This window comes from Mycobacterium parascrofulaceum ATCC BAA-614 (assembly GCF_000164135.1).
In the GTDB taxonomy this organism is placed as follows: domain Bacteria; phylum Actinomycetota; class Actinomycetes; order Mycobacteriales; family Mycobacteriaceae; genus Mycobacterium; species Mycobacterium parascrofulaceum.
In genome coordinates, this window is sequence record NZ_GG770555.1 from 400,187 (window position 1) to 418,119 (window position 17,933).

Genomic DNA, 17,933 nt, shown 5'->3' on the forward strand with positions numbered 1-17,933 from the left:
CGCGACGTTGAGACCTCTGAAACCAAAGTGACACAAGTGATTTCAGCAGTCACACCCAGCACGGGCTGGCGGTCAGCACGTCGGCGCCCGCTTCCGTGACGTGAACGGTGTCCCGACGCAACACCGCGCCCACCCCCTCGGCCCAGACATAGCCGGTGATCGCCAGCACCATGCCCGGCTCGAGTTGGTCGCGTTCGCCGGCGGCCAGCAACGCCTCGGACACCACCGGCGGGTCGAACCCCAGCCCCAGCCCGTGCGCGATCGGCATCGGCGGAATCGGCTCACCGGCCGCCTCGTACGCGCCGAGCAGGTCGGACGTGGGCGCGCCGGGCCGACACGCGGCAATCATGTTGTGGTACAGCGTTTCCGACCGCCCGAACAGCTCGCGCGTAGCGGGATCAACCGCATCGCCGGCGGGCCAGCTGCGACCGACTTCGGCAACATAACCGTTCGCCAGGGCCCCGGCCGCGAACGCGACCAGGTCGCCGGGCCGCACCTCGCCCGAGCCGGCGCGGCGCCACGGGTGTTCCTTCGACGTCACCCAGGCGGCGTCCTGGGTGGCCGGCGTGCTGACCCCGCCCGCCGCCATGGCCTCCATCATGGCGCCGGCCAGCGTCCGCTCCGCCACTCCGGGCGCGAATTCCGCCAGCGCGGCGGCGAGTCCGCGTTCGGCGACGCGCAGGGCGGTGCCCATCGCCCCGATCTCGTCGGCGGTCTTCACTCGCCGCGCCGCGCGCATCGCCGGCTCCGCGTCGACGAGTTCGGCATTGGGAAAAGCCTCGGGCAGCAATGCGGCGAAAGTGGGTGTGATCGCGTCGGTTCCGACCCGCCGCGCCGTGTCCGCGCCGTCGATCTTCTTCAGCACGTCGATGAGGGTCATCGGGTTCCAGGCCAGTCCGTACAGGTGATCGCGCCCGATCTCGGCCGGCACGCCCTCGTCGTCGGTGCTGTTGAGATAGATCTCCCCGGAGCCGCGCATCATCACGCACATCGGGCCGAACGGCCGCGTCCCGGCGATCCAGAGCTGCGGTGCGCCGGTGACGTAACGAATGTTGGCCTGACGGCCGAGCACCAGGACGTCCAGCCCGTGCGCTTCCATCTGGGCCAGCGCCCGCTCCCGGCGGCCCGTGCGCAACGCGGCGGGGTCGGGGAGAACCTCACTCGCCATAAGGGGAATACGGGTAGTCGGTGATCGGCAGGTAGCCGTCCTCGGTGATGACCACGATCTCCTCACTGCGATAACCGCCGGTCCCGTCCTCCCACACCACGGGCTCCAGGACCAGCACCATTCCGGGCGGAAAGACGAAGTTGTCGTCGAACTCCTCGCCGAGATCCGTTCCGATCATGGGCGCCTCGGCGGGGTAGGTGCCGATGCCGTGACCCAGATAGAAGTGCGGCAGCCACGGTTTGTGGCCGCCGTTGGCGGCGATCGCCGCGCGCGCCAGGTCGCCGGAGGTGACACCGGCCTTGGTCACCGCGAGCACCGCATCCAGGATCGCGCGCCATTGCCGGAACTGATCCTGCTGCCGCGGGGTGGGCTGTTCACCGACGACCCAGGTCCGGCCGAAGTCGGAGCAGTAGCCGGCGTAGGTGATGCTGATGTCGGTCCAGAGCACGTCGCCCGCGGCCAGCTCGCGATCCGTGGGCAGCAGCGGCAGCGCAAGATCGCCGTGCGTCGTCCACACTCCGGCCGCCCGTGACGTGGGCATCACCTGCCAGATGGCCTCCAGCATGTTGGTGGTGGCACCCAGCTCGAACGCGCGACGCACCAGGGTGGCCGACAGGTCGATCTGCCGCACGCCCGGCGCGAGCGCCCGTTGCACGTCCACGATCGCTTGCTCGGTGATGCGGGCCGCCCGCCGAAGGCACGACAGCTCGTCTCGTGTCTTCACCAGTTGCGCGTCGGCGAGGACGAGGGCCGCGTCGGTCGGCTCACCCGCTGGGAAGAGCCTGCGGCCCGCCCTACGCATCGCCCCGGTCAGCTCGTCGACGGCGATCTTCGCGCCCGGCGGGACCAGCCCGGCCAGCTCGCGGGCGAATTGTTCGACGCCGTGGTCGAATTCGAGATAGACCGGGCCGTGCAAATGGTCGTCGGGTACCGGCGCTTCCGCGGCGGCTCCGCTGCGGAACGGCATGAAAAGGTGCGGATGTTCGTCGTCGGCGAGCACGACCGCGACCGCGCGCTCCACGTGCGAGAGGCCGGCGTCCAGCAGCGGCCAGCTGGCCCCCGTGGCGTACCCGACGTAGCCGTTCATCAGCAATATCAGCGCGTCGACGCCGTGGTCGGCCATCGCGGACCGCAGCCGGACCCCGGTCTCCGCACGCATGCGCGCCCGATCCGGTTCCTCGGGTATCTCGACGACCGCGCCGTGGGGGGCGACTGCTTCGGTCATTCAGAGCCCCAGAAAGTTTCGGATGTTTCCGCTGACGACTCGGACCGCGTCGGCGGGGCCGACGGCATCGACCACCGCGGCCAGCGACCGCTCCGAATACCCGAAGGTGCTTTCGTTGTGCGGGTAGTCCGACGACCACATCACCTTGTCGATTCCTATCTCGTCGATCTGGGCGAGGCCGAGCCCGTCCACCATGAACGAGGCGCACATGTGGGTGTCCCAGTAGTGGCGGACGTCGTGCTCGGGCTGGTGCGCGAGCATGTGCCGGTACGAGGCCAGCACGTGCTCGGCGTCCTGCAACGCCGGTGGGACCCAGGCGATACCGCCCTCGAACCAGCCCACCCGCAGCCCGGGATGCCGATCCAGGATGCCGCCGAAGACGTACTTGGAGAACATCTCCCGGAACGAGTCGATGTTGACCATCATGGCCACCGCGACGCTGTTGACCTCGCTCGGCACCTTCGGCTGGCTCTCCCCGATGTGGTGGGTCACCGGCAGGCCGGCGTCCTCGATCTCGTCCCACACCGCGCTCATCCCGGTGCCGGAGAAGTCGATCGCGTGGCCGTTGTCGTCGATGCCGGGGCTGATCGGCATCAGGAACGCCTTCAGGCCCAACGACTTCAGCTCGGTCAGCGTCCGCCGCGCGCCGCGCGGATCCCACCAGTTGATCAGGCCGACGCCATAGCAGTGGCCGTCGGACCGCTCCTGCACGGCGGCGATGTGTTCGTTGTAGATCCGAAAGATGCGCTCCCGCAGGTCTTTGTCGGGATAGTGGAACAACGCCAGCACCGCGTTGGGAAACACCAGTTCCTTGTCGACCCCGTCCTCGGCGAGCTCGCGCACGCGGGCGTCGATGTTGTTGCTGACCGCGCCGGCCAGGTCGTCGTATTGCATGAGCACCGCGCTGAAGTCGCCGATCACCATCGACTGCCCCGGCCGGCCGAGCAGGTATGCGCCGTCCTCGTACCAGATTCGCGGCGCGTAATCCTTCAGGTCGTCGGGGAACCGCTCGTAGAAGATGTCGTCGGCCACCGAGATGTGGTTGTCGGCGGAGAACACTTCGGTGCCGGGCGGCAGGCCGGTGCTGGCGGCGGCGGCGTGGCCGCGGCGGTGCTTGGGCGCGCCGATCACACCGTCGGGGTACACGGTACGGCTGTACGGGGACATCAGCGTCCCCTCCGTCCCGGCGTCACCATGTCACCGGCAGCTCGTAGAGGCCGTAGGCCAGCGCGTCGTGTTTGAACGGCAGCTCTTCCAGCGGGACGGCGAGCCGCAGGGTCGGGACGCGGCGCAGCAAGGTGGGCAAGACGATCTGTAGTTCCATCCGGGCGAGCTGCTGCCCGACGCATTGGTGCCGGCCGTAGCCGAAACCGACGTGCGGGGCGTCCTCCCGGCGCAGGTCGAGCCGGTCCGGCTCGGGAAACTGCCGGGTGTCCCAGTTCGCCGGCGCGACGTCGAGGATGATGCCCTCGCCGGCGCGGATCGTCTCGCCGCCCACCTCGATGTCCTCGACGGCGATGCGGCGCTGTCCGGTCTGAATGATGCTCAGGTAACGCATCAATTCCTCGACCGCGACGGCGATCGTCCGGGGATCGTCGGTGTCGCGCAGCAGCGCCAGCTGATCGGGATGGTCGAGCAGGGCCGCGACGCTCAGGCTGATCATGTTCGCGGTGGTCTCGTGTCCGGCGATCAGCACGCCGGTGGCCAGCTGCGCGGCCTCGCGCACGCTGAGCTCCCCGGCGTTGACCCGCTCGGCGAGGTCGGACACCAAATCCTCGGAGGGAGTTTGCATCTTGGTCCGCACCAAGTTCGCCAGGTACTTCGCCAACGATGCGGCGCCCTGCGCCGTGTCCTCCTCGGTGGCGTAGCGGCCCATGCCCCGCTGGGCCTGCGCCTGGAAGAAGTCCGCATCCTCGTACGGCACCCCGAGCAGCTGGCTGATGACCAGGGAGGGGACGGGCAGGGCCACGGCGCTGACGACGTCGCCCGGTTTGGGGCCGGCCAGCAGGGCGTCGATGTGGTCGTCGGTGATTTTCTGCACCGCCGGCCGCAGCGCCTCGACCCGCTTGAAGGTGAACGGTTTCGACAGCATCCGGCGGAACCGGGTGTGTTCCTCGGCGTCGGAGGTGAACACCGAACGCGGTCGCTTGTGCACCGTCGCCAGCATTCCCTCGTTCCAGTGTGGATAGCCCGGGAGCCGGTCGTCGACGCTGGCGCGCGAGTCGGTGAACAACGCCCGGATCGCCTCGTAGCCGTGGATCAGCCAGGGTGTGCTGTCGTCCCAGATCCGGACCCGGCTCAGCTGCTTGTCGGCGTTGAGCTCCAACACCTTTGGCGGCGGGGCGAACGGGCAGCCGGGCGCCCGCGACATCGGGAATTCGGGAACAACATCGGGAACGCCGGTGGCGGTCGAGACTTCGGTCATCGTTCTCCTCGGTGAGCCGGTCCTGGTTTTCGGTCGACGACTAGCCGCCCGCCGCACCCACGTGGACCGGTGCGCGCCAGAGCCCGACGATCGCGTCGATCAGGCCCTCGCCGGCGACCGGCCAGGCCGAACGCGCACGCGGGCCGTGCTCGGCCAGCGCGCTTTCGTGTTCGGCGCAGGTGTGCATGAGCAGGTTGCGCACCATGACCATCCGCTCCGACCGCACCCGCCTGGGCAGGTCGGCAAGGCAGCGGTTGATGCCGTCGATGGTCCGCACGAGCAGCGGCGACGTGAGTGCGTCTTTGGTGACGACGTGGCGATACGTCGGGTCGGCCATGGCCTGGGCGGCGAACCTGGCATACCAGCTGGGGGTGCCCAGCGCCTGCAGGTGATCGGTGAGTGGCCGCACCAGCGCGCCCACCCAGTCCCGCAGGTCGGGCGAATCGTCGATGGCGGCCAGCATCTGCGCCCGCAGCCGCTCGATCGGCTCCCGATGCTTGCTTTCGATCGCTCGCAGCAGGTCGGTCCTCGTCCCGAAGTGGTAGCAGGCCGCCGCGTTGTTGCCCTGCCCGGCCGCCTCACTGATCTGCCGGTTCGATACCGCGTACATGCCGCGTTCGGCGAACAGCACTTCCGCGGCCGACAGGATCGCCTCCCGGGTGCCTGTCGACCTGTCGGAGCGGGCCACCCGCTCGGCGGTCATCGCCTCAGTGAACACCGCCCGCCTGATTAAATCAAGCAATTTATTTATGGGCGCGGGGTGCGCCCAGGCCCGGGTGTGGCCGACGGCTCGATCGGAATCCCGGTTGGTCAAGGTGATTTCATCGTTGCGACGCCCGGGCCCCGCCGCCCCGGAATACAGTCTGCGTATGAACCCGCTGCAGCGGCTGGCGCGCAACCCGGCGGCCTACCGCCGGCTGGTCCTCGATGGCCGGCCGGTCGCGGAGAGTCTCGAGGCGGTGCTGCGGTTTGCAACGGGCGGGCGGCGCGGCGTCCTGGACCTCGCCGGGCTGCCCAACGTGCGGATCACCACGTCGGGGCGCAAGACCGGGCTCGCCCGCACGGCGACGGTGCAGTACGTGCCCGTCGAGGGCGGCCTGCTGCTGGTGGGGTCCAACTGGGGACGTGAGCGCCATCCATCGTGGTCGGCGAATCTCAAAGCCACCCAACGCGTTACCGTGCGCAGGCGCGGCGAGCGTTTCGTCGCAACGGTGCGGCTGCTCAGCGGCGAGGAGCGCGACGAGGCGTGGTCGACGGCGCTGGCGCACTGGCCGAATTATCGGGTAGCCCAGGAACGCGCGGGGCGGCGGCAGTTCCGGCTGTTTCTCCTCACGCCCACCGCGTAGGCGCCGCGACGCCGCTAACCCGCGTGGTGGGATTGTTCCAGGTGGGCGATTTCGCCGCCCCAAACCGATTGGGCCCCAGCATCGCCCACGCGGTAGATCTGGATCGTCGATGAGACGGCGGCGACGAGCACCAGTATCGCGATGACCGCCCGGACGGCCAGGCGGCTCTTCTCCGAGCGGCGTTCGATCACGCGCATCACCGCCAGGACCAGCGCGGCCGCCAGCAGTGCGGCGGCGAAGTAGGTCATCGTGACCCCCAGGGCGGCGTGCTTTTGCAGGATGGCGCTGGGTTTGGCCCTCAGGTCGTAGAGCCATTCCCCGGCGTTCACCGTGATCGGCGTCAACACCATGGTGGCGGCGGCCGATAGCAGTGCGAGCCACAACAGTGGGCCCCGACGCGCCGTCGGCCAGAACACGCACACGACCTCCAGCACGGCGGTCAGCGGTACGAGCACCACCACGAAGTGCAGCAGCAGGGCATGGGCGGGCAGGCCGTTGATGATGGTCATCGTGCTCCTGGGTGGGCGGTCGGCGTGGCGGACGGTCGGCCCACGCTCAGCCGCCGAGCCCCTTCTTGATGGCCTCGTCCTGCTTCTGGCCCACGTCGTTGACGAAATCGGCGGGTGCCAGCGTGTCGGGCGGCCCGTCGAACTGGATCGTGACGAAGGCCCTGCCCTCGGTGAACATCAGGATGGTCACGCCCTTGCTCTTGTCGGGCGAATTGCCCATCAACAGTGTTCCGCCCGTCCCGACCGTGGCGGCCTGTGTGGTGGCGCTCTTGATCACGTCACCCTGAGCGCCCTTGGCCTTGTTCAGCGCGTCGGTGGCAGCCCCGGGGTCGGCGAACACCTGGATGGTGTCCTTGATGACGTGGCTGCCGTCCTCGTCTTTGAACGTGGTCGCGACGCCCGGCTGGCCGTTCGGGTTGCCGGTCGGCGGGGTGGCGGTGAACGGTATCGGCGCGTTGATGTCGCTCGCCTGGATCAGCAGCCCGGTGTACTCGCTCGACTGCGCCGGCGCCGACGAGGTCGGGGCCGCGCCGGGGGAGGCGGTGGCGGAGCTGGACGTCGGCGGCTTCGACGGCGAGGGCGTCGGCTGCTTCTTGCCGCACCCCGCGACCCCCACCGTCAGCGCCGTCAGCACCGCGACGCCCGCGGCCACCGTCCGTGAAGTCCTCATCGCGCGAGCTCCCTTCCAGGCTGCCTCCGGCGCCACCGTCGAGTTCGTTTCCGAATCGCACAGTACATTGCGGCGGTACGCCGCCGGTGAGACATTGCGGCGGTACGCCGCCGGTGAGACATTGCGGCGGTACGCCGCCGGTGAGACATTGCGGCGGTACGCCGCCGGTGAGACATCGCGGCGGCGTGCCGCCGGTGTGGCGCCGAAGGCCCCTGGGCCCGATGCGGAGGCTAGTCGAGTTGCTCGCGCAGGCAGCGCAGGGTGCCGGCCAGGATGCGGGAGACCTGCATCTGCGACACGCCGATGCGCTCGGCGATCTGGCTCTGCGTCATCGACTCGAAGAATCGCATGCGCAAGACCTCGCGTTCGCGCTCGGGGAGGGCGGCAACCAGGACGCGGAGCGCTTCCCGGTTGGTGATGTGCTCGATCTGGGGATCGATGCCACCGACCGCGTCGGCGACCAGCCGTGGCGTGCCCGAGCTGTCGGTGCCCATCGGCGCATCCAGGGAATCCAGCCGGTAGGCGTCGCCGGCCACCAGACATTCCACGATTTCCTCGTGGGGCACCTCGAGCGCCCGGGACAGCTCGCCCGCGGTGGGCGCGCGCCCCAGTTTCTGGGCGAGGTCGCCGGTCGTCCTGCTGATCTGCACGTGGAGTTCACGCAGCCGGCGCGGTACCCGCATGCCCCAGCTGTAGTCGCGGAAGTAGCGCCGGACCTCGCCCATCATGGTGGGGACGGCGAAGCCGATGAAGCTGGGACCCTTGTCGGGATCGAAGCGGTTGACGGCGTTCATCAGCCCCAGGCGCGCCACCTGGACGAGGTCGTCGAGACCCTCGCCGCGGCGGGCGAAGTGGCTGGCCACATGGTCGGCCAGGGGCAGGCATCGGGCCACGATCCGTTCGCGCTGGCGCGCGTACTCGTGCGACTCGGCCGGCATCGTGCGCAATTGCACGAACATGTCGACTACGTCGTCGTAGGAATCGTCGGCCTTGGTGTCACGGCACGGGGCGGGCCGGGTGCGAGTGATGACTTCGGTCATAGGCGCACGCGCCCGGTATCGGCGCTGCTGATCCTGAAGGCTTTGGTGCACAACCATTTTTGCATTGCTGACTCACTCCTCTGAGTCGTGTGCAGCGAGACATGGCAGCTATGCGCACAGTCGCCTCACTGCACCTCTATCCGCAGGACCTGGTCGTTTATCCGCGCACGCACGAGCCATGGAGGGAGATGACCCGGGTATTGGTCGCCGGAGCCATTTCGAGCTCAGTAGCCGTGCGGCTTACTGGCCGCTTTGAGCTAAACGGCGACACGTCCAGAACGGACTTCAATTGGTGACTATACGCCTCATCGCCTGCGACCGCGACGGCCCACCCGATCGCGACGCCGATTCGTCGCCCAACGGTTTCCCCGGTGTGAACAACTGCCATCGCAGCAAACCGTTGACGAAATGCTCAGTCGGGCAAGCCGGCACGCTGCGCTGGACGTCGCGGGCGGATCCGCACCGACCCGCCGGTCGGTGGCAAAGTGAGCGGGATCCCGCGCGGCGAGGCCACGCAGCGGGCCGCGCACCGAGCGACCAGGGCTTGTGGCGGGCCGGCCGGCCGAAAACGGTGCGGATTGCGGTTCTCATTCGGGTGTCGCCTGGGTACTGTTCGCCTGGTGTTCATCACCGACCTCCCGCGCTCGGTATCCGTTCGGGGCCGAGATATGTTCCCGCACAATGCATTACACAGGGCATTACACAGGCCATGGCAGTGAGCGGCACTGGGCGCCCGCTCGACGGACGCGGTGTGGTGGTGGCCGGCGGCAGCCGTGGGATCGGCCGCGCGGTCGCCGAGCTGCTCTGCGAGCTTGGTGCGGGCGTGGTCGTCAACGGACGCGACGCCGACGCCGTCGAGCAGACCGTCGCGGCGATCACGGCGTCGGGCGGGCGGGCCAGCGCGCTCGCCGGCCCCGCGGACGACGAGCGCGTCGCCCAGGCGTTGGTCGACGACTGTGTGCGCCGGCACGGGCGCCTTGACGCGCTGGTCAACTGCGCCGGCATCGCCGAGCCGCCCGGCTCCTCGATCCTGAACGTCTCACCGGAAGACTTCGACCGCCTGATCAGCGCCCACCTCGGCTCGGCGTTCCACACCTGCCGGGCGGCGGCTCGCCTGATGGCCGCGCAGGGTCACGGCGCCATCGTCAACACGAGCTCGGTGGCGTTTCTGGGCGACTACGGCGGCACCGGCTATCCCGCGGGCAAGGGCGCGGTGAACGCGCTGACCATGGCCATCGCCGCCGAGCTGAAGGGGTACGGCGTGCGCGCCAACGTGGTGTGTCCCGGGGCCCGGACGCGGCTGTCCACCGGCGCCGAGTACGAAGCGCACATCTCGGATTTGCACCACCGCGGCTTGCTGGACGATGCGACCATGCGGGCGTCGCTCGACAGCGCCCCGCCGGCCTTCGTCGCCCCGCTCTACGCCTACCTCGTGAGCGATCTGGCGCGGGACGTGACCGGTCAGATCTTCGTTGCCGCAGGCGGATTCGTCGGTAGCTTCGACCGGCCGTCGCCGCGGCTGCTGGGCTACCGCGACCACCACGACACGCGGCCCTGGTCGGTCGACGATTTGCACAAGATGATCGGCGCCGCGCAACCGGCGCCCTGACGCGGCCGTGGGCGGCCGCCGGCAGCAAAGACGCCGAACGGTGCGGCGGCCGCGCGCGGCCGGACCGGCCCGCGCGTCCCGGGCCGTCACGAATTCGCCACCGGGCCACCGGAAAGTCGCACGTTATGGGTGTGCGCGGCGGCGCGGCGGCCTACGCTGTGCTGCGAACCGCAGGAGGGTGGCTTGACCATGCAACCGAACCCGCTCGACCCCGTCGCCAGCGAACGGCTGTCGCACGCGAACAAGGTGTTCACCTCGGACCTGTCGATCAACGAATTCGCCTTGCTGCACGGGGCCGGGTTCGAGCCGATCGAGCTCGTGATGGGCGTCTCGGTCTACCACGTCGGCTACCAGTTCACCGGTATCCGGCAACAGTCCGAACTGCCCGTGCTCACCGACGCGACCTACCGGGCGCGCTGGAACGCGATGTCGCGGATGCAGGCGGAGGCCGATTCGCTGGGCGCCGACGGCGTGGTCGGCGTCCGGCTCGAATGGCGCCATCAGGGCGAGGGCGAGCATCTCGAGTTCATCGCGGTCGGCACCGCGGTGCGATACACCCAGAAGCCCGGCGCCTATCGGCGCGCGAATGGTCAGGCCTTCACCAGCCACCTGTCCGGTCAGGACCTGACGACCCTGCTGCGATCGGGGTTCGCCCCGGTGGCCTTCGTGATGGGCAACTGCGTGTTTCACATTGCGGTGCAAGGGTTTCTGCGCACGCTCAGCCAGGTGGGCCGCAACGCCGAGATGCCGCAGTGGACGCAGGGCAGCTACCAGGCCCGCGAGCTGGCGATGTCGCGCATGCAGAGTGAGGCCGAACGGGACGGCGGAACCGGTGTCGTCGGAGTGCATTTCGCGATTTCGAACTACGCGTGGGGGCATCACACCGTCGAGTTCTACGTCGCCGGGACCGCGGTGCGGCGCGGTGGCGAGGCGCAAACGCTGACGCCCTCGTTCGTCCTGCCCATGAGCGACTGACGAGCGACTGACGAGCGACTGATGGCGAGCCTCGACCACGAGCGGGTGGGTCACGCGGTCGGGACGGCCCTGTCCGGTCCCGGCGGAGTCGGGATGGTGCTCAGGGTCTTCTGCGGTGTTCCCGGGGTGGTCTTTCATCCCGCGCGGCGCGGTTTCCTGCGGTCCCAGCCGGAACGGGTGCAGATCGGCGACTGGCGGTACGAAGTGACCGCCGACGGCCGTCTCAGCGCCGCCCACCTGGTGAGCGGGATCGTCCTGTCCGAGGAGATCCTCGCCGCGGGCGCCGTCGGTCCGCACATCGCCCGAGCGCTCGGTCAGCTGGTGGGCAGCTACGGCCCGACGATCGTCCCGAACATCGATGCGGCCCTCGACGTCCTCGAGGCCGGGTCGGGACCACGATGACCTCGCGCGGTCACGCGGTGCCGGGCTGGGTCTGATCGATGCCCACGACCCACCGGCTGAACCGCCAGCGGCCGTCCCCTTTGACCGCGGTGAAGTCGTAGCAGCCGGTCAGGTCGGCGGCGGGCGGACCGCCGTCCTTGATGGCGAAGACTTGGACGTAGCAGTGCCCGGTCGCCTCGTCGGCGCCCTGGCTGGAGAACCAGAACGAGTTCAGCGCGTGGCGGCGTTGGTTGTTCTCGGCCTTGAACGCCGCCTTTCTGGCCGCGAGCAGCTCCATCACCGTGCCGATGTCGGCGGACAGCGGCTGGCCCTCGTGCAGCAGGACGAGCTCCGGCGACTCGGTGAACAACCGGCGGAATTCGTCGAGCCGATTGTGGTCATAGGTGTAGGCGTAGGCGCCGAACAGGTTGATGATCGCCAACCGGTCGGCGACGTCGAAGGACACGCTTCCGACGCCCTCGATCGGATGCCCGTCAGCGGCCACGAGGCTCAGTGTAAGCGCCGGTCAGAGGTGACCGGCGGCGAAATCGGCCGCCTGGTCGACCATGCCCGCTTCGACGTACTGCCGGTGCGCCGCGGGGTTTGCGGCGTCCGAACAGATCGGGTCGCCCGGCACGCACAACTCGATGGTCTTGGCCGCGTACGGTGCGCCGATCGTCACGGGCGGCTCGTTGATGATGCTCATGAATTGGCTCGATGGCTTCCCGAACAGCGCGACCGCGGCCACGTGGTTGGACACTTCGGCCGGCATCGGTTGCAATGCCCGGACGAGGTGGACGCCGTCGGGCACGGCGCTCTCGGTGACGAATCCCATCACGGCGGCGCCCTGGGAGTAGCCGCCGAGCACCATCCTGGTTCCGGGGCAGGAGGCCGCCATGTGTTCGACGTGCGAGCCCGCGTCGCTGATGCCGTCCGCCGCCCGGGGGAAGTCCGTGGTCGCCGGGTAGTCGACCGGATAAACGCCCAGCGACCTGCCGCCGACGTGCGCGCGCAGGCTGTCGACGAAGCTCTGGCCGATACGGCCGACGCCGGGCGGCTCGTTGGTACCGCGGGCGAACACGACCTCGACATCGGGGCACGGCCCGGCGGCCGCCGGGGGAGCGGCAGGGCACGCCCAAAAGGGTGCCAGCACAGCACAAATCAGACCGCCGAGGGTATGCGCCTTCACATCGTGATTTTGTCACAGGGTGACAAAGAGCGCGCGTCGTGCGGGTGCGGCCGCGCGGGTCAGTGCGGTGCGCCGGAGCCGCGGGGTCGTCGGTGTACGAACGAACCGGCGGCGCGCAGTAGGCCGCGAAACGCGTAGGCGGCGGTCACCACGGTCAGCACGATCAGCAGGACGAACATCGGCAGCCAGTTGCCCCTGCCGTGGTCGACGTCCCACCAGATGATGGTGAACAACACCACGCAGACCAGGAGCACGACGTCGCGCCAGTTCCCCTGGTAGGACAACGCCGCCTTGCGCAGCGCCCGGCTCCGGTCCGCGGTGTCGATCAGGTCGTCGATGCGGGCATCGATGGTGCGCTGCAGTTCGGCGCGCCGCGTGCCGGCCTCGGGCGGCAGCCGGTCCAACAAATCCATGTCCTGTTTGATCAGTCCCCGAAAGTCCGGGCCCCGGAACTGGCCGGCGGCCATGGCCAACATCGCGCCGCCGAAGACGGGCGCGCTGTTGAGCGCGATCTGTCCGAGACCAGTCATGCCCGCTCCTCGATGTCGCCGCCAACCGTGGCGGGGATCAGGACGCCTTGACAGGGCGCCGCCGGGTTCCCGGTGGCTCGGGGGTGTGCAGCGCGTCCATCGCGCGCACCAGCTGTGGATAGGCGATCGCGGGCCCCAGCCACCGGGTCAGATAGCGCCGCAGGTCGGCGCCGCTGCGCGGCGGGCGCCCCGGGTCGGCGAGGAACGAATGCAGCACGCGCAGGCTGAATTCGTTCAATTCGTCCAGGCCGGCTTCGTCGAAACCGTAGCTCTCCCAATCGATGTCGTAGCGGTGCAGCATCGACCGGCCGAACGCCAGGGCGGTATCGGAAATGATCGAGACCTTCTGGCCGCCGCGGTGGCGTTGATTGAGCACGAATTCGACCTGGTTGTCGCACGCCAACTGTTCGATGGCGAAGGCCATTCCCTCGGTCATCGCCACGACCGGGTCGGTCACGCCGTCGAGGTGGGCGGCCATGCGGTCCAGGAACCCGTCGGCCGACCGCATCGCCGACGCCACCAGCAGCGCCTGCGTTCCGGGGAAGTATCGGTACACGGTCTGCCGGGTGACCCCGAGCGCCCGCGCCACGTCGGCGATCCGCAGCGCCGAGCCGCGTTCGTCGATGATCCTGTCGGCGGCGTCCAGGATGCGCTCGATCGCCTCCTCGTCGGAAGCGGGCGTGTTCCCTGCCCATCCGTGGCTGCGCATCTAACGAGCGGCAAACTCGTAGTCGGTGATCCCCACAGCTGGATCATAGCGGCCGGGTGCGCGAGATCGTCGCTGGTTAACGCGCCGCGACGGGCCCGGTGGCGTGGGAAGACACTTCGCGAACTATGTATGATCACGGCGGATGGTGAGCGCCAGGCGCGGCAGAGAGGCCGAACATTGCAGTACGACACGGTGATCATGAACGGCCGCTGGTTCGACGGGACGGGTGCGCCGTCGGCGCGCCGGAACATCGGGGTGCGCGACGGCCGGGTCGCCGCCGTCACGGCGGAGCCGATCGAGGGCGCCGAGATCATCGACGCGACCGGCCAGTGGGTGATCCCGGGCATCATCGACATCCACACCCACTATGACGTCGAAATCCTCTGCGAGCCCGAGCTTTCCGAGTCACTACGGCACGGCGTAACCACCGTGATGCTCGGATCCTGTTCGCTGTCCACGGTCTATCTGGACAACGTCAACGCGGGCGACATCTTCGGCCGGGTCGAGGCGATTCCCCGCCGCCACGTCATCGAGCACCTGGACGCCGCCCGCTCGTGGGCCAACCCCGCGGAGTATGTCGCCGCGCTCGAGGGACGGAACTTGGGCCCCAACGTGGCGGCCTTCATGGGCCACTCCGACATGCGCGCCGCCACGATGGGCCTGGACCGCGCGACGCGCAAGGAGGTGCGGCCCTCCGCTTCGGAGCTGGCGCGGATGGAATCCATGCTCAACGACGCGCTCGACGAGGGGTTCCTGGGGATGTCGTCGCAACAACTGCTGTTCGACAAGCTCGACGGCGAGGTCTGCCGGTCGCGCACCCTGCCGTCCACGTACGCCCGGCCACGCGAGCTGCGCCGGCTGAACGCGATCCTGCGGCGGCGCAACAAGATCCTGCAGTCGGGACCGGACATCAAGAATCCGCTGTCGGTGGTGTCGCAGCTGGCGACGTCCCTGGGCGTAGGCCGGCCCCGGTTGAAGACCAGCCTGCTCTCGGCCGCCGACATCAAGGCCATCCCGCCGGTGATCCACCTGATGGACCGGCTCGCGCGGGTGGTGAACGCCCTCGGCGGCGACTTCCGGTGGCAGCATCTGCCGGTGCCGTTCGAGGTCTACGCCGACGGAATCTCGCTGGTGGTGTTCGAGGAGTTCGGCGCCGGCGCCGCGGCCCTGCACCTGCAGGGCGAGATCGAGCGCAATCGGCTGCTGCGCGACGAGGACTATCGCCGCTGGTTCCGCGAGGACTACGACAAGAGGTTCGGGCCGCGGGTGTGGCACCGGGACTTCTTCGACGCCGAGATCGTGGCCTGCCCGGACACGTCGGTCGTCGGCAAGTCCTTCGGGCAGGTCGGGCTGGACCGCGGCGGACTGCACCCGGTCGACGCGTTCCTCGACCTGGTGGTGGAGCACGGGGAGAAGCTGCGCTGGCGCACCACGATCTCCAATCACCGCCCCGAGGTGCTCAGGAAGCTGGCGCGGAGCGAAACCGTCCAGATGGGCTTCTCCGACGCCGGCGCGCACCTGCGCAACATGGCCTTCTACAACTCGGGACTCCGCCTGCTGCGGCACGTCCACGAGGCCGAGCAGCGCGGCGCCCCGTTCATCTCGGTCGAGCGGGCCGTGCACCGGCTCACCGGCGAACTCGGGTCGTGGTACGGAATCGACGCCGGCACGCTGCGCGAAGGGGACCGCGCCGACGTCGTCGTGATCGACCCGGACAAGCTCGACGGTTCGCTGGATCGCTACGCCGAGCATCCGGTGCGCTCCTACGGCGGGTTGTCGCGGATGGTCAACCGCAACGACGACACGGTGAGCGCCGTGCTCGTCGGCGGCCGGTTCGCGTTCGGCAAGGGCGAGGCCGCGCCGGCGCTGGGCAAGGAGAAGTTCGGCCGGTTCCTGCGGGCCGGCGAGCGGTCCAGGAACTTGACGCCGGTCGCTTGAGCCTTGCCGCGCAGCGGTTTACGCCACGGAAGCGCCCAGAATCAGGTTCACGGCCTCCTCGAGCTGCCCGGCGATCTCGTCGAAGCTGACGAACCGGGCGGTCATCAGGGCGCCGGAAAACGTCATCTGCAGCGTGGATTTCACGGCCCGGGGCCAGCCGGGGCCCAGCGCGGCGCCGATGCGGGTGGCGACCTCGTGGCCGATCTGCTCCCGGATGGGCTTGACCGCCGGGTCGTCGGCCATCAGGGCCGCGCCGCAGGCGGCGGTCAGCTCGGGCTCGTCGGCCACCACGACGGCCATGTCGCGCAGGGTGGCGCTGACGCGCGTCTTGGTCGTCTCGTTGACGTCGGTGTGCAGCGGCAGCTCGCGCAGGAAGCGCAGGTACACCGCCGCCACCAGGGCGCTCTTGGACGGAAAGTAGGTGTAGGCGCTCGCCGGCGACACCCCGGCGCGGGCAGCGACCGAGCGCATCGTCAGATCGGCGAACGACGCCTCGCGCAGCTCCTCGAGCCCGGCGTCGAGAACCTTGCGGATCGTCTGCCCCGGCCGGCGATCCGACCGGCGGGCCGCATCTTTAGACACCCGTCCAGTGTAGGAACGCCGCCGGCGGCGATTTGCGGACAGCCGTCCAGAACGGGATGCCCGGGGTGGTCCGGGCGGGGTGGCGGTCGCCCTAGAGTGGCGGCTATGGCCGAGGCGGACCGGCGCCGCTGGGACGAGCGGTACGCGACGGCGACACCGCCGGCGGTGGACGCGGTGCGGCCGCCCGGCTTTCTGGCGGTCCACGTCGGTGAAGTGCCCACCGCGGGAAGGGCTCTCGATCTCGCGTGCGGAACCGGGCTCGCTGCGGTGTGGCTCGCGCTGCGGGGCCTCGAGGTGGTGGGGGTGGACGTCTCGCCGGTGGCGGTCGCCCAGGCGCGCGAACTGGCCCGGCGCGCCGGGGTGAGCGATCGGTGCCGCTTCGAGGTCGTTGACCTCGATGACGGGCTGCCGCCCGGTGCGCCGGCGGACGTGATCCTGTGCCATCGATTCCGCGACCGCCGCCTCGACGGTGCGATCATCGAACGCCTGGCACCCGGCGGGCTGCTGGCGATAGCCGTGCTGAGTGAAGTCGGTGCCGCCCCGGGACCGTTCCGCGCGGTCCCCGGGGAGCTGCCCGCGGCGTTCGCGGAACTCGACCTGGTGGCCGCCGGCGAGGGCGAGGGTCACGCCTGGCTGCTGGCGCGCCGGCCGCGCGAACATCGCTGAGCAGCGGACTGTTTCGCCCGCGAACCGCGCTTCCCGCGGAAAGGGCGATCGGACAGCGTCATTCGGGCCTCCGGCATGGCGGTGTCGGGTAACGTCACGCGCATGGAGCGGCGCGTCCTCGAAGCGGTCATCTATGAGCGCGAGCCGCCGATTGCGCGGATCATCCTGAACCGGGTCGACAAGGCCAACACCAAGGACGCCGTCCTGGTCACCGAGGTCGACGATTGCCTGCACGAAGCCGACCGCGACAAGGAGATCAAGGTCGTCATCCTCAAGGCGAACGGAAAGGGATTCTGCGGCGGACACGTGGCGCGCTGGGGGCCCGACGAGAATCCCTATCCGGACTTCGGAGAGACGTTCGAGGACCTGTACAAGGGCACCGCCGACCTGTTCCTGTGGCCGACGCTGTATCTGTGGGAGTTCCCGAAGCCGACCATTTCCGCGATCCACGGGTACTGCATGGGCGGCGGGATCTATCTCGGCCTGCTGACCGACTTCTGCGTCGCGTCCGAGGACGCGTATTTCCAGATGCCCCTTGCCCAGAGCCTCGGCGAACCCGGCGGCCACACCATGATCGAACCGTGGTTGTTGATGAACTGGCATCGCACCATGGATTGGCTGCTGCTGGCCCCGACCCTCACCGCGCAGGAGGCCCTCGATTGGGGCCTGCTCAACAGGGTGGTGCCGCGCGAGGACCTCGAGGGCGTCGTCGAGGACATGGCGCGCAGGATCGCGCAGATCCCGTTGACCACCCTGATGGCGGTGAAGAACAACGTGAAGCGCGCGTGGGAACTGATGGGCATGCGGGTGCACCTGCAAGTCAGCCACATCCTGACGAACATGGTCGGCGCCGCCACCGACGTGCAGGCGCGCCGGGCCGAGCTGAAGCAATCGGGCATGAAGCCGCGCGATTTCGTCGAGCGCGACGAAAATTCGTAGCGCGAGCAGACGCAAATTCGCATATTACGGCG

20 protein-coding genes are annotated in these 17,933 nt (G+C 69.2%); 7 read left to right on the plus strand and 13 right to left on the minus strand.

Annotation, left to right across the window (positions count from 1 at the left end):
* Positions 1-49: 49 nt before the first annotated feature.
* Genes HMPREF0591_RS17365 through HMPREF0591_RS17385 form a run of 5 tightly spaced genes read right to left on the minus strand, consistent with a single transcriptional unit; the run spans position 50 to position 5,536 of the window.
* Positions 50-1,168, minus strand: coding sequence for a M24 family metallopeptidase (locus tag HMPREF0591_RS17365; RefSeq protein ID WP_007169932.1), 1,119 nt, complete (start codon positions 1,166-1,168; stop codon positions 50-52).
* Positions 1,158-2,393, minus strand: a complete 1,236-nt coding sequence (locus tag HMPREF0591_RS17370) for a M24 family metallopeptidase (protein ID WP_007169933.1) — start codon at positions 2,391-2,393, stop codon at positions 1,158-1,160. Before HMPREF0591_RS17370 ends, HMPREF0591_RS17365 begins: the two co-directional genes overlap by 11 nt.
* Positions 2,394-3,560 (minus strand): amidohydrolase family protein, encoded by a 1,167-nt coding sequence (locus HMPREF0591_RS17375; RefSeq protein ID WP_007169934.1) that lies wholly within the window; start codon positions 3,558-3,560, stop codon positions 2,394-2,396.
* Positions 3,561-3,582: 22 nt separating this feature from the next.
* Entirely contained in the window at positions 3,583-4,818 is a 1,236-nt protein-coding gene (locus tag HMPREF0591_RS17380) for a cytochrome P450 (protein WP_007169935.1), read from the minus strand.
* A 40-nt stretch (positions 4,819-4,858) separates the two neighbouring features.
* A complete protein-coding gene (locus HMPREF0591_RS17385) occupies positions 4,859-5,536 on the minus strand; it encodes a TetR/AcrR family transcriptional regulator (protein WP_040623022.1) in 678 nt (225 codons plus the stop codon).
* Between the two features lie 151 nt (positions 5,537-5,687).
* Between HMPREF0591_RS17385 and HMPREF0591_RS17390 the strand changes: the two genes are divergently transcribed.
* Positions 5,688-6,164, plus strand: coding sequence for a nitroreductase family deazaflavin-dependent oxidoreductase (locus HMPREF0591_RS17390; protein WP_007169937.1), 477 nt, complete (start codon positions 5,688-5,690; stop codon positions 6,162-6,164).
* A 14-nt stretch (positions 6,165-6,178) separates the two neighbouring features.
* Here the strand turns inward: HMPREF0591_RS17390 and HMPREF0591_RS17395 are convergent, their stop codons facing one another.
* The 3 genes from HMPREF0591_RS17395 to HMPREF0591_RS17405 all read right to left on the minus strand — a co-directional run bounded on the left by HMPREF0591_RS17395 (position 6,179) and on the right by HMPREF0591_RS17405 (position 8,383).
* On the minus strand, positions 6,179-6,673 hold the full coding sequence (locus HMPREF0591_RS17395) for a DUF2231 domain-containing protein (RefSeq protein ID WP_007169938.1): 495 nt from the start codon (positions 6,671-6,673) through the stop codon (positions 6,179-6,181).
* A 46-nt stretch (positions 6,674-6,719) separates the two neighbouring features.
* Entirely contained in the window at positions 6,720-7,343 is a 624-nt protein-coding gene (locus HMPREF0591_RS17400) for a hypothetical protein (protein WP_007169939.1), read from the minus strand.
* Between the two features lie 230 nt (positions 7,344-7,573).
* Positions 7,574-8,383, minus strand: a complete 810-nt coding sequence (locus HMPREF0591_RS17405; RefSeq protein WP_040623024.1) for a SigB/SigF/SigG family RNA polymerase sigma factor — start codon at positions 8,381-8,383, stop codon at positions 7,574-7,576.
* A gap of 709 nt (positions 8,384-9,092) precedes the next feature.
* Between HMPREF0591_RS17405 and HMPREF0591_RS17410 the strand changes: the two genes are divergently transcribed.
* The 3 genes from HMPREF0591_RS17410 (at position 9,093) to HMPREF0591_RS17420 (ending at position 11,369) form a co-directional block, all read left to right on the plus strand.
* Positions 9,093-9,992, plus strand: a complete 900-nt coding sequence (locus HMPREF0591_RS17410; RefSeq protein WP_007169941.1) for an SDR family NAD(P)-dependent oxidoreductase — start codon at positions 9,093-9,095, stop codon at positions 9,990-9,992.
* A gap of 189 nt (positions 9,993-10,181) precedes the next feature.
* On the plus strand, positions 10,182-10,967 hold the full coding sequence (locus HMPREF0591_RS17415; protein WP_007169942.1) for a heavy metal-binding domain-containing protein: 786 nt from the start codon (positions 10,182-10,184) through the stop codon (positions 10,965-10,967).
* 21 nt (positions 10,968-10,988) lie between these two features.
* Positions 10,989-11,369: a DUF5073 family protein gene (locus HMPREF0591_RS17420; protein ID WP_007169943.1), complete on the plus strand. Its 381-nt coding sequence runs from the start codon at positions 10,989-10,991 to the stop codon at positions 11,367-11,369.
* Positions 11,370-11,379: 10 nt separating this feature from the next.
* Here HMPREF0591_RS17420 and HMPREF0591_RS17425 read toward each other — a convergent pair whose 3' ends face one another.
* The 4 genes from HMPREF0591_RS17425 to HMPREF0591_RS17440 all read right to left on the minus strand — a co-directional run bounded on the left by HMPREF0591_RS17425 (position 11,380) and on the right by HMPREF0591_RS17440 (position 13,776).
* On the minus strand, positions 11,380-11,853 hold the full coding sequence (locus tag HMPREF0591_RS17425; protein WP_007169944.1) for a nuclear transport factor 2 family protein: 474 nt from the start codon (positions 11,851-11,853) through the stop codon (positions 11,380-11,382).
* A gap of 21 nt (positions 11,854-11,874) precedes the next feature.
* The gene (locus tag HMPREF0591_RS17430; RefSeq protein ID WP_040623027.1) at positions 11,875-12,501 is read right to left on the minus strand and encodes a cutinase family protein; all 627 of its coding nucleotides are present in this window, start codon (positions 12,499-12,501) and stop codon (positions 11,875-11,877) included.
* A 95-nt stretch (positions 12,502-12,596) separates the two neighbouring features.
* Positions 12,597-13,067: a hypothetical protein gene (locus tag HMPREF0591_RS17435; protein ID WP_007169946.1), complete on the minus strand. Its 471-nt coding sequence runs from the start codon at positions 13,065-13,067 to the stop codon at positions 12,597-12,599.
* Between the two features lie 37 nt (positions 13,068-13,104).
* On the minus strand, positions 13,105-13,776 hold the full coding sequence (locus HMPREF0591_RS17440) for a TetR/AcrR family transcriptional regulator (protein ID WP_007169947.1): 672 nt from the start codon (positions 13,774-13,776) through the stop codon (positions 13,105-13,107).
* Between the two features lie 177 nt (positions 13,777-13,953).
* Between HMPREF0591_RS17440 and HMPREF0591_RS17445 the strand changes: the two genes are divergently transcribed.
* Complete coding sequence (locus HMPREF0591_RS17445; protein WP_040623028.1) at positions 13,954-15,714, plus strand: N-acyl-D-amino-acid deacylase family protein; 1,761 nt, start codon at positions 13,954-13,956, stop codon at positions 15,712-15,714.
* Positions 15,715-15,732: 18 nt separating this feature from the next.
* Here the strand turns inward: HMPREF0591_RS17445 and HMPREF0591_RS17450 are convergent, their stop codons facing one another.
* The gene (locus HMPREF0591_RS17450) at positions 15,733-16,296 is read right to left on the minus strand and encodes a TetR/AcrR family transcriptional regulator (RefSeq protein ID WP_007169949.1); all 564 of its coding nucleotides are present in this window, start codon (positions 16,294-16,296) and stop codon (positions 15,733-15,735) included.
* Between the two features lie 105 nt (positions 16,297-16,401).
* Here HMPREF0591_RS17450 and HMPREF0591_RS17455 point away from each other — a divergent pair, with 105 nt between their 5' ends.
* Both HMPREF0591_RS17455 and HMPREF0591_RS17460 read left to right on the plus strand, forming a co-directional pair.
* Positions 16,402-16,962 (plus strand): SAM-dependent methyltransferase, encoded by a 561-nt coding sequence (locus tag HMPREF0591_RS17455; RefSeq protein ID WP_040623029.1) that lies wholly within the window; start codon positions 16,402-16,404, stop codon positions 16,960-16,962.
* Positions 16,963-17,064: 102 nt separating this feature from the next.
* Complete coding sequence (locus HMPREF0591_RS17460; RefSeq protein ID WP_040623297.1) at positions 17,065-17,901, plus strand: enoyl-CoA hydratase-related protein; 837 nt, start codon at positions 17,065-17,067, stop codon at positions 17,899-17,901.
* Positions 17,902-17,933 lie beyond the last annotated feature (32 nt).

Bases quoted from the DNA above. Each gene is read 5' to 3' on its own strand.
- HMPREF0591_RS17365 (WP_007169932.1), bottom strand. From the start codon at position 1,168: ATGGCGAGTGAGGTTCTCCCCGACCCCGCCGCGTTGCGCACGGGCCGC.
- HMPREF0591_RS17380 (WP_007169935.1), bottom strand. From the start codon at position 4,818: ATGACCGAAGTCTCGACCGCCACCGGCGTTCCCGATGTTGTTCCCGAA.
- HMPREF0591_RS17400 (WP_007169939.1), bottom strand. From the start codon at position 7,343: ATGAGGACTTCACGGACGGTGGCCGCGGGCGTCGCGGTGCTGACGGCG.
- HMPREF0591_RS17370 (WP_007169933.1), bottom strand. From the start codon at position 2,393: ATGACCGAAGCAGTCGCCCCCCACGGCGCGGTCGTCGAGATACCCGAG.
- HMPREF0591_RS17435 (WP_007169946.1), bottom strand. From the start codon at position 13,067: ATGACTGGTCTCGGACAGATCGCGCTCAACAGCGCGCCCGTCTTCGGC.
- HMPREF0591_RS17390 (WP_007169937.1), top strand. From the start codon at position 5,688: ATGAACCCGCTGCAGCGGCTGGCGCGCAACCCGGCGGCCTACCGCCGG.
- HMPREF0591_RS17405 (WP_040623024.1), bottom strand. From the start codon at position 8,383: ATGACCGAAGTCATCACTCGCACCCGGCCCGCCCCGTGCCGTGACACC.
- HMPREF0591_RS17460 (WP_040623297.1), top strand. From the start codon at position 17,065: ATGGAGCGGCGCGTCCTCGAAGCGGTCATCTATGAGCGCGAGCCGCCG.
- HMPREF0591_RS17420 (WP_007169943.1), top strand. From the start codon at position 10,989: ATGGCGAGCCTCGACCACGAGCGGGTGGGTCACGCGGTCGGGACGGCC.
- HMPREF0591_RS17440 (WP_007169947.1), bottom strand. From the start codon at position 13,776: ATGCGCAGCCACGGATGGGCAGGGAACACGCCCGCTTCCGACGAGGAG.
- HMPREF0591_RS17415 (WP_007169942.1), top strand. From the start codon at position 10,182: ATGCAACCGAACCCGCTCGACCCCGTCGCCAGCGAACGGCTGTCGCAC.
- HMPREF0591_RS17395 (WP_007169938.1), bottom strand. From the start codon at position 6,673: ATGACCATCATCAACGGCCTGCCCGCCCATGCCCTGCTGCTGCACTTC.
- HMPREF0591_RS17455 (WP_040623029.1), top strand. From the start codon at position 16,402: ATGGCCGAGGCGGACCGGCGCCGCTGGGACGAGCGGTACGCGACGGCG.
- HMPREF0591_RS17375 (WP_007169934.1), bottom strand. From the start codon at position 3,560: ATGTCCCCGTACAGCCGTACCGTGTACCCCGACGGTGTGATCGGCGCG.
- HMPREF0591_RS17410 (WP_007169941.1), top strand. From the start codon at position 9,093: ATGGCAGTGAGCGGCACTGGGCGCCCGCTCGACGGACGCGGTGTGGTG.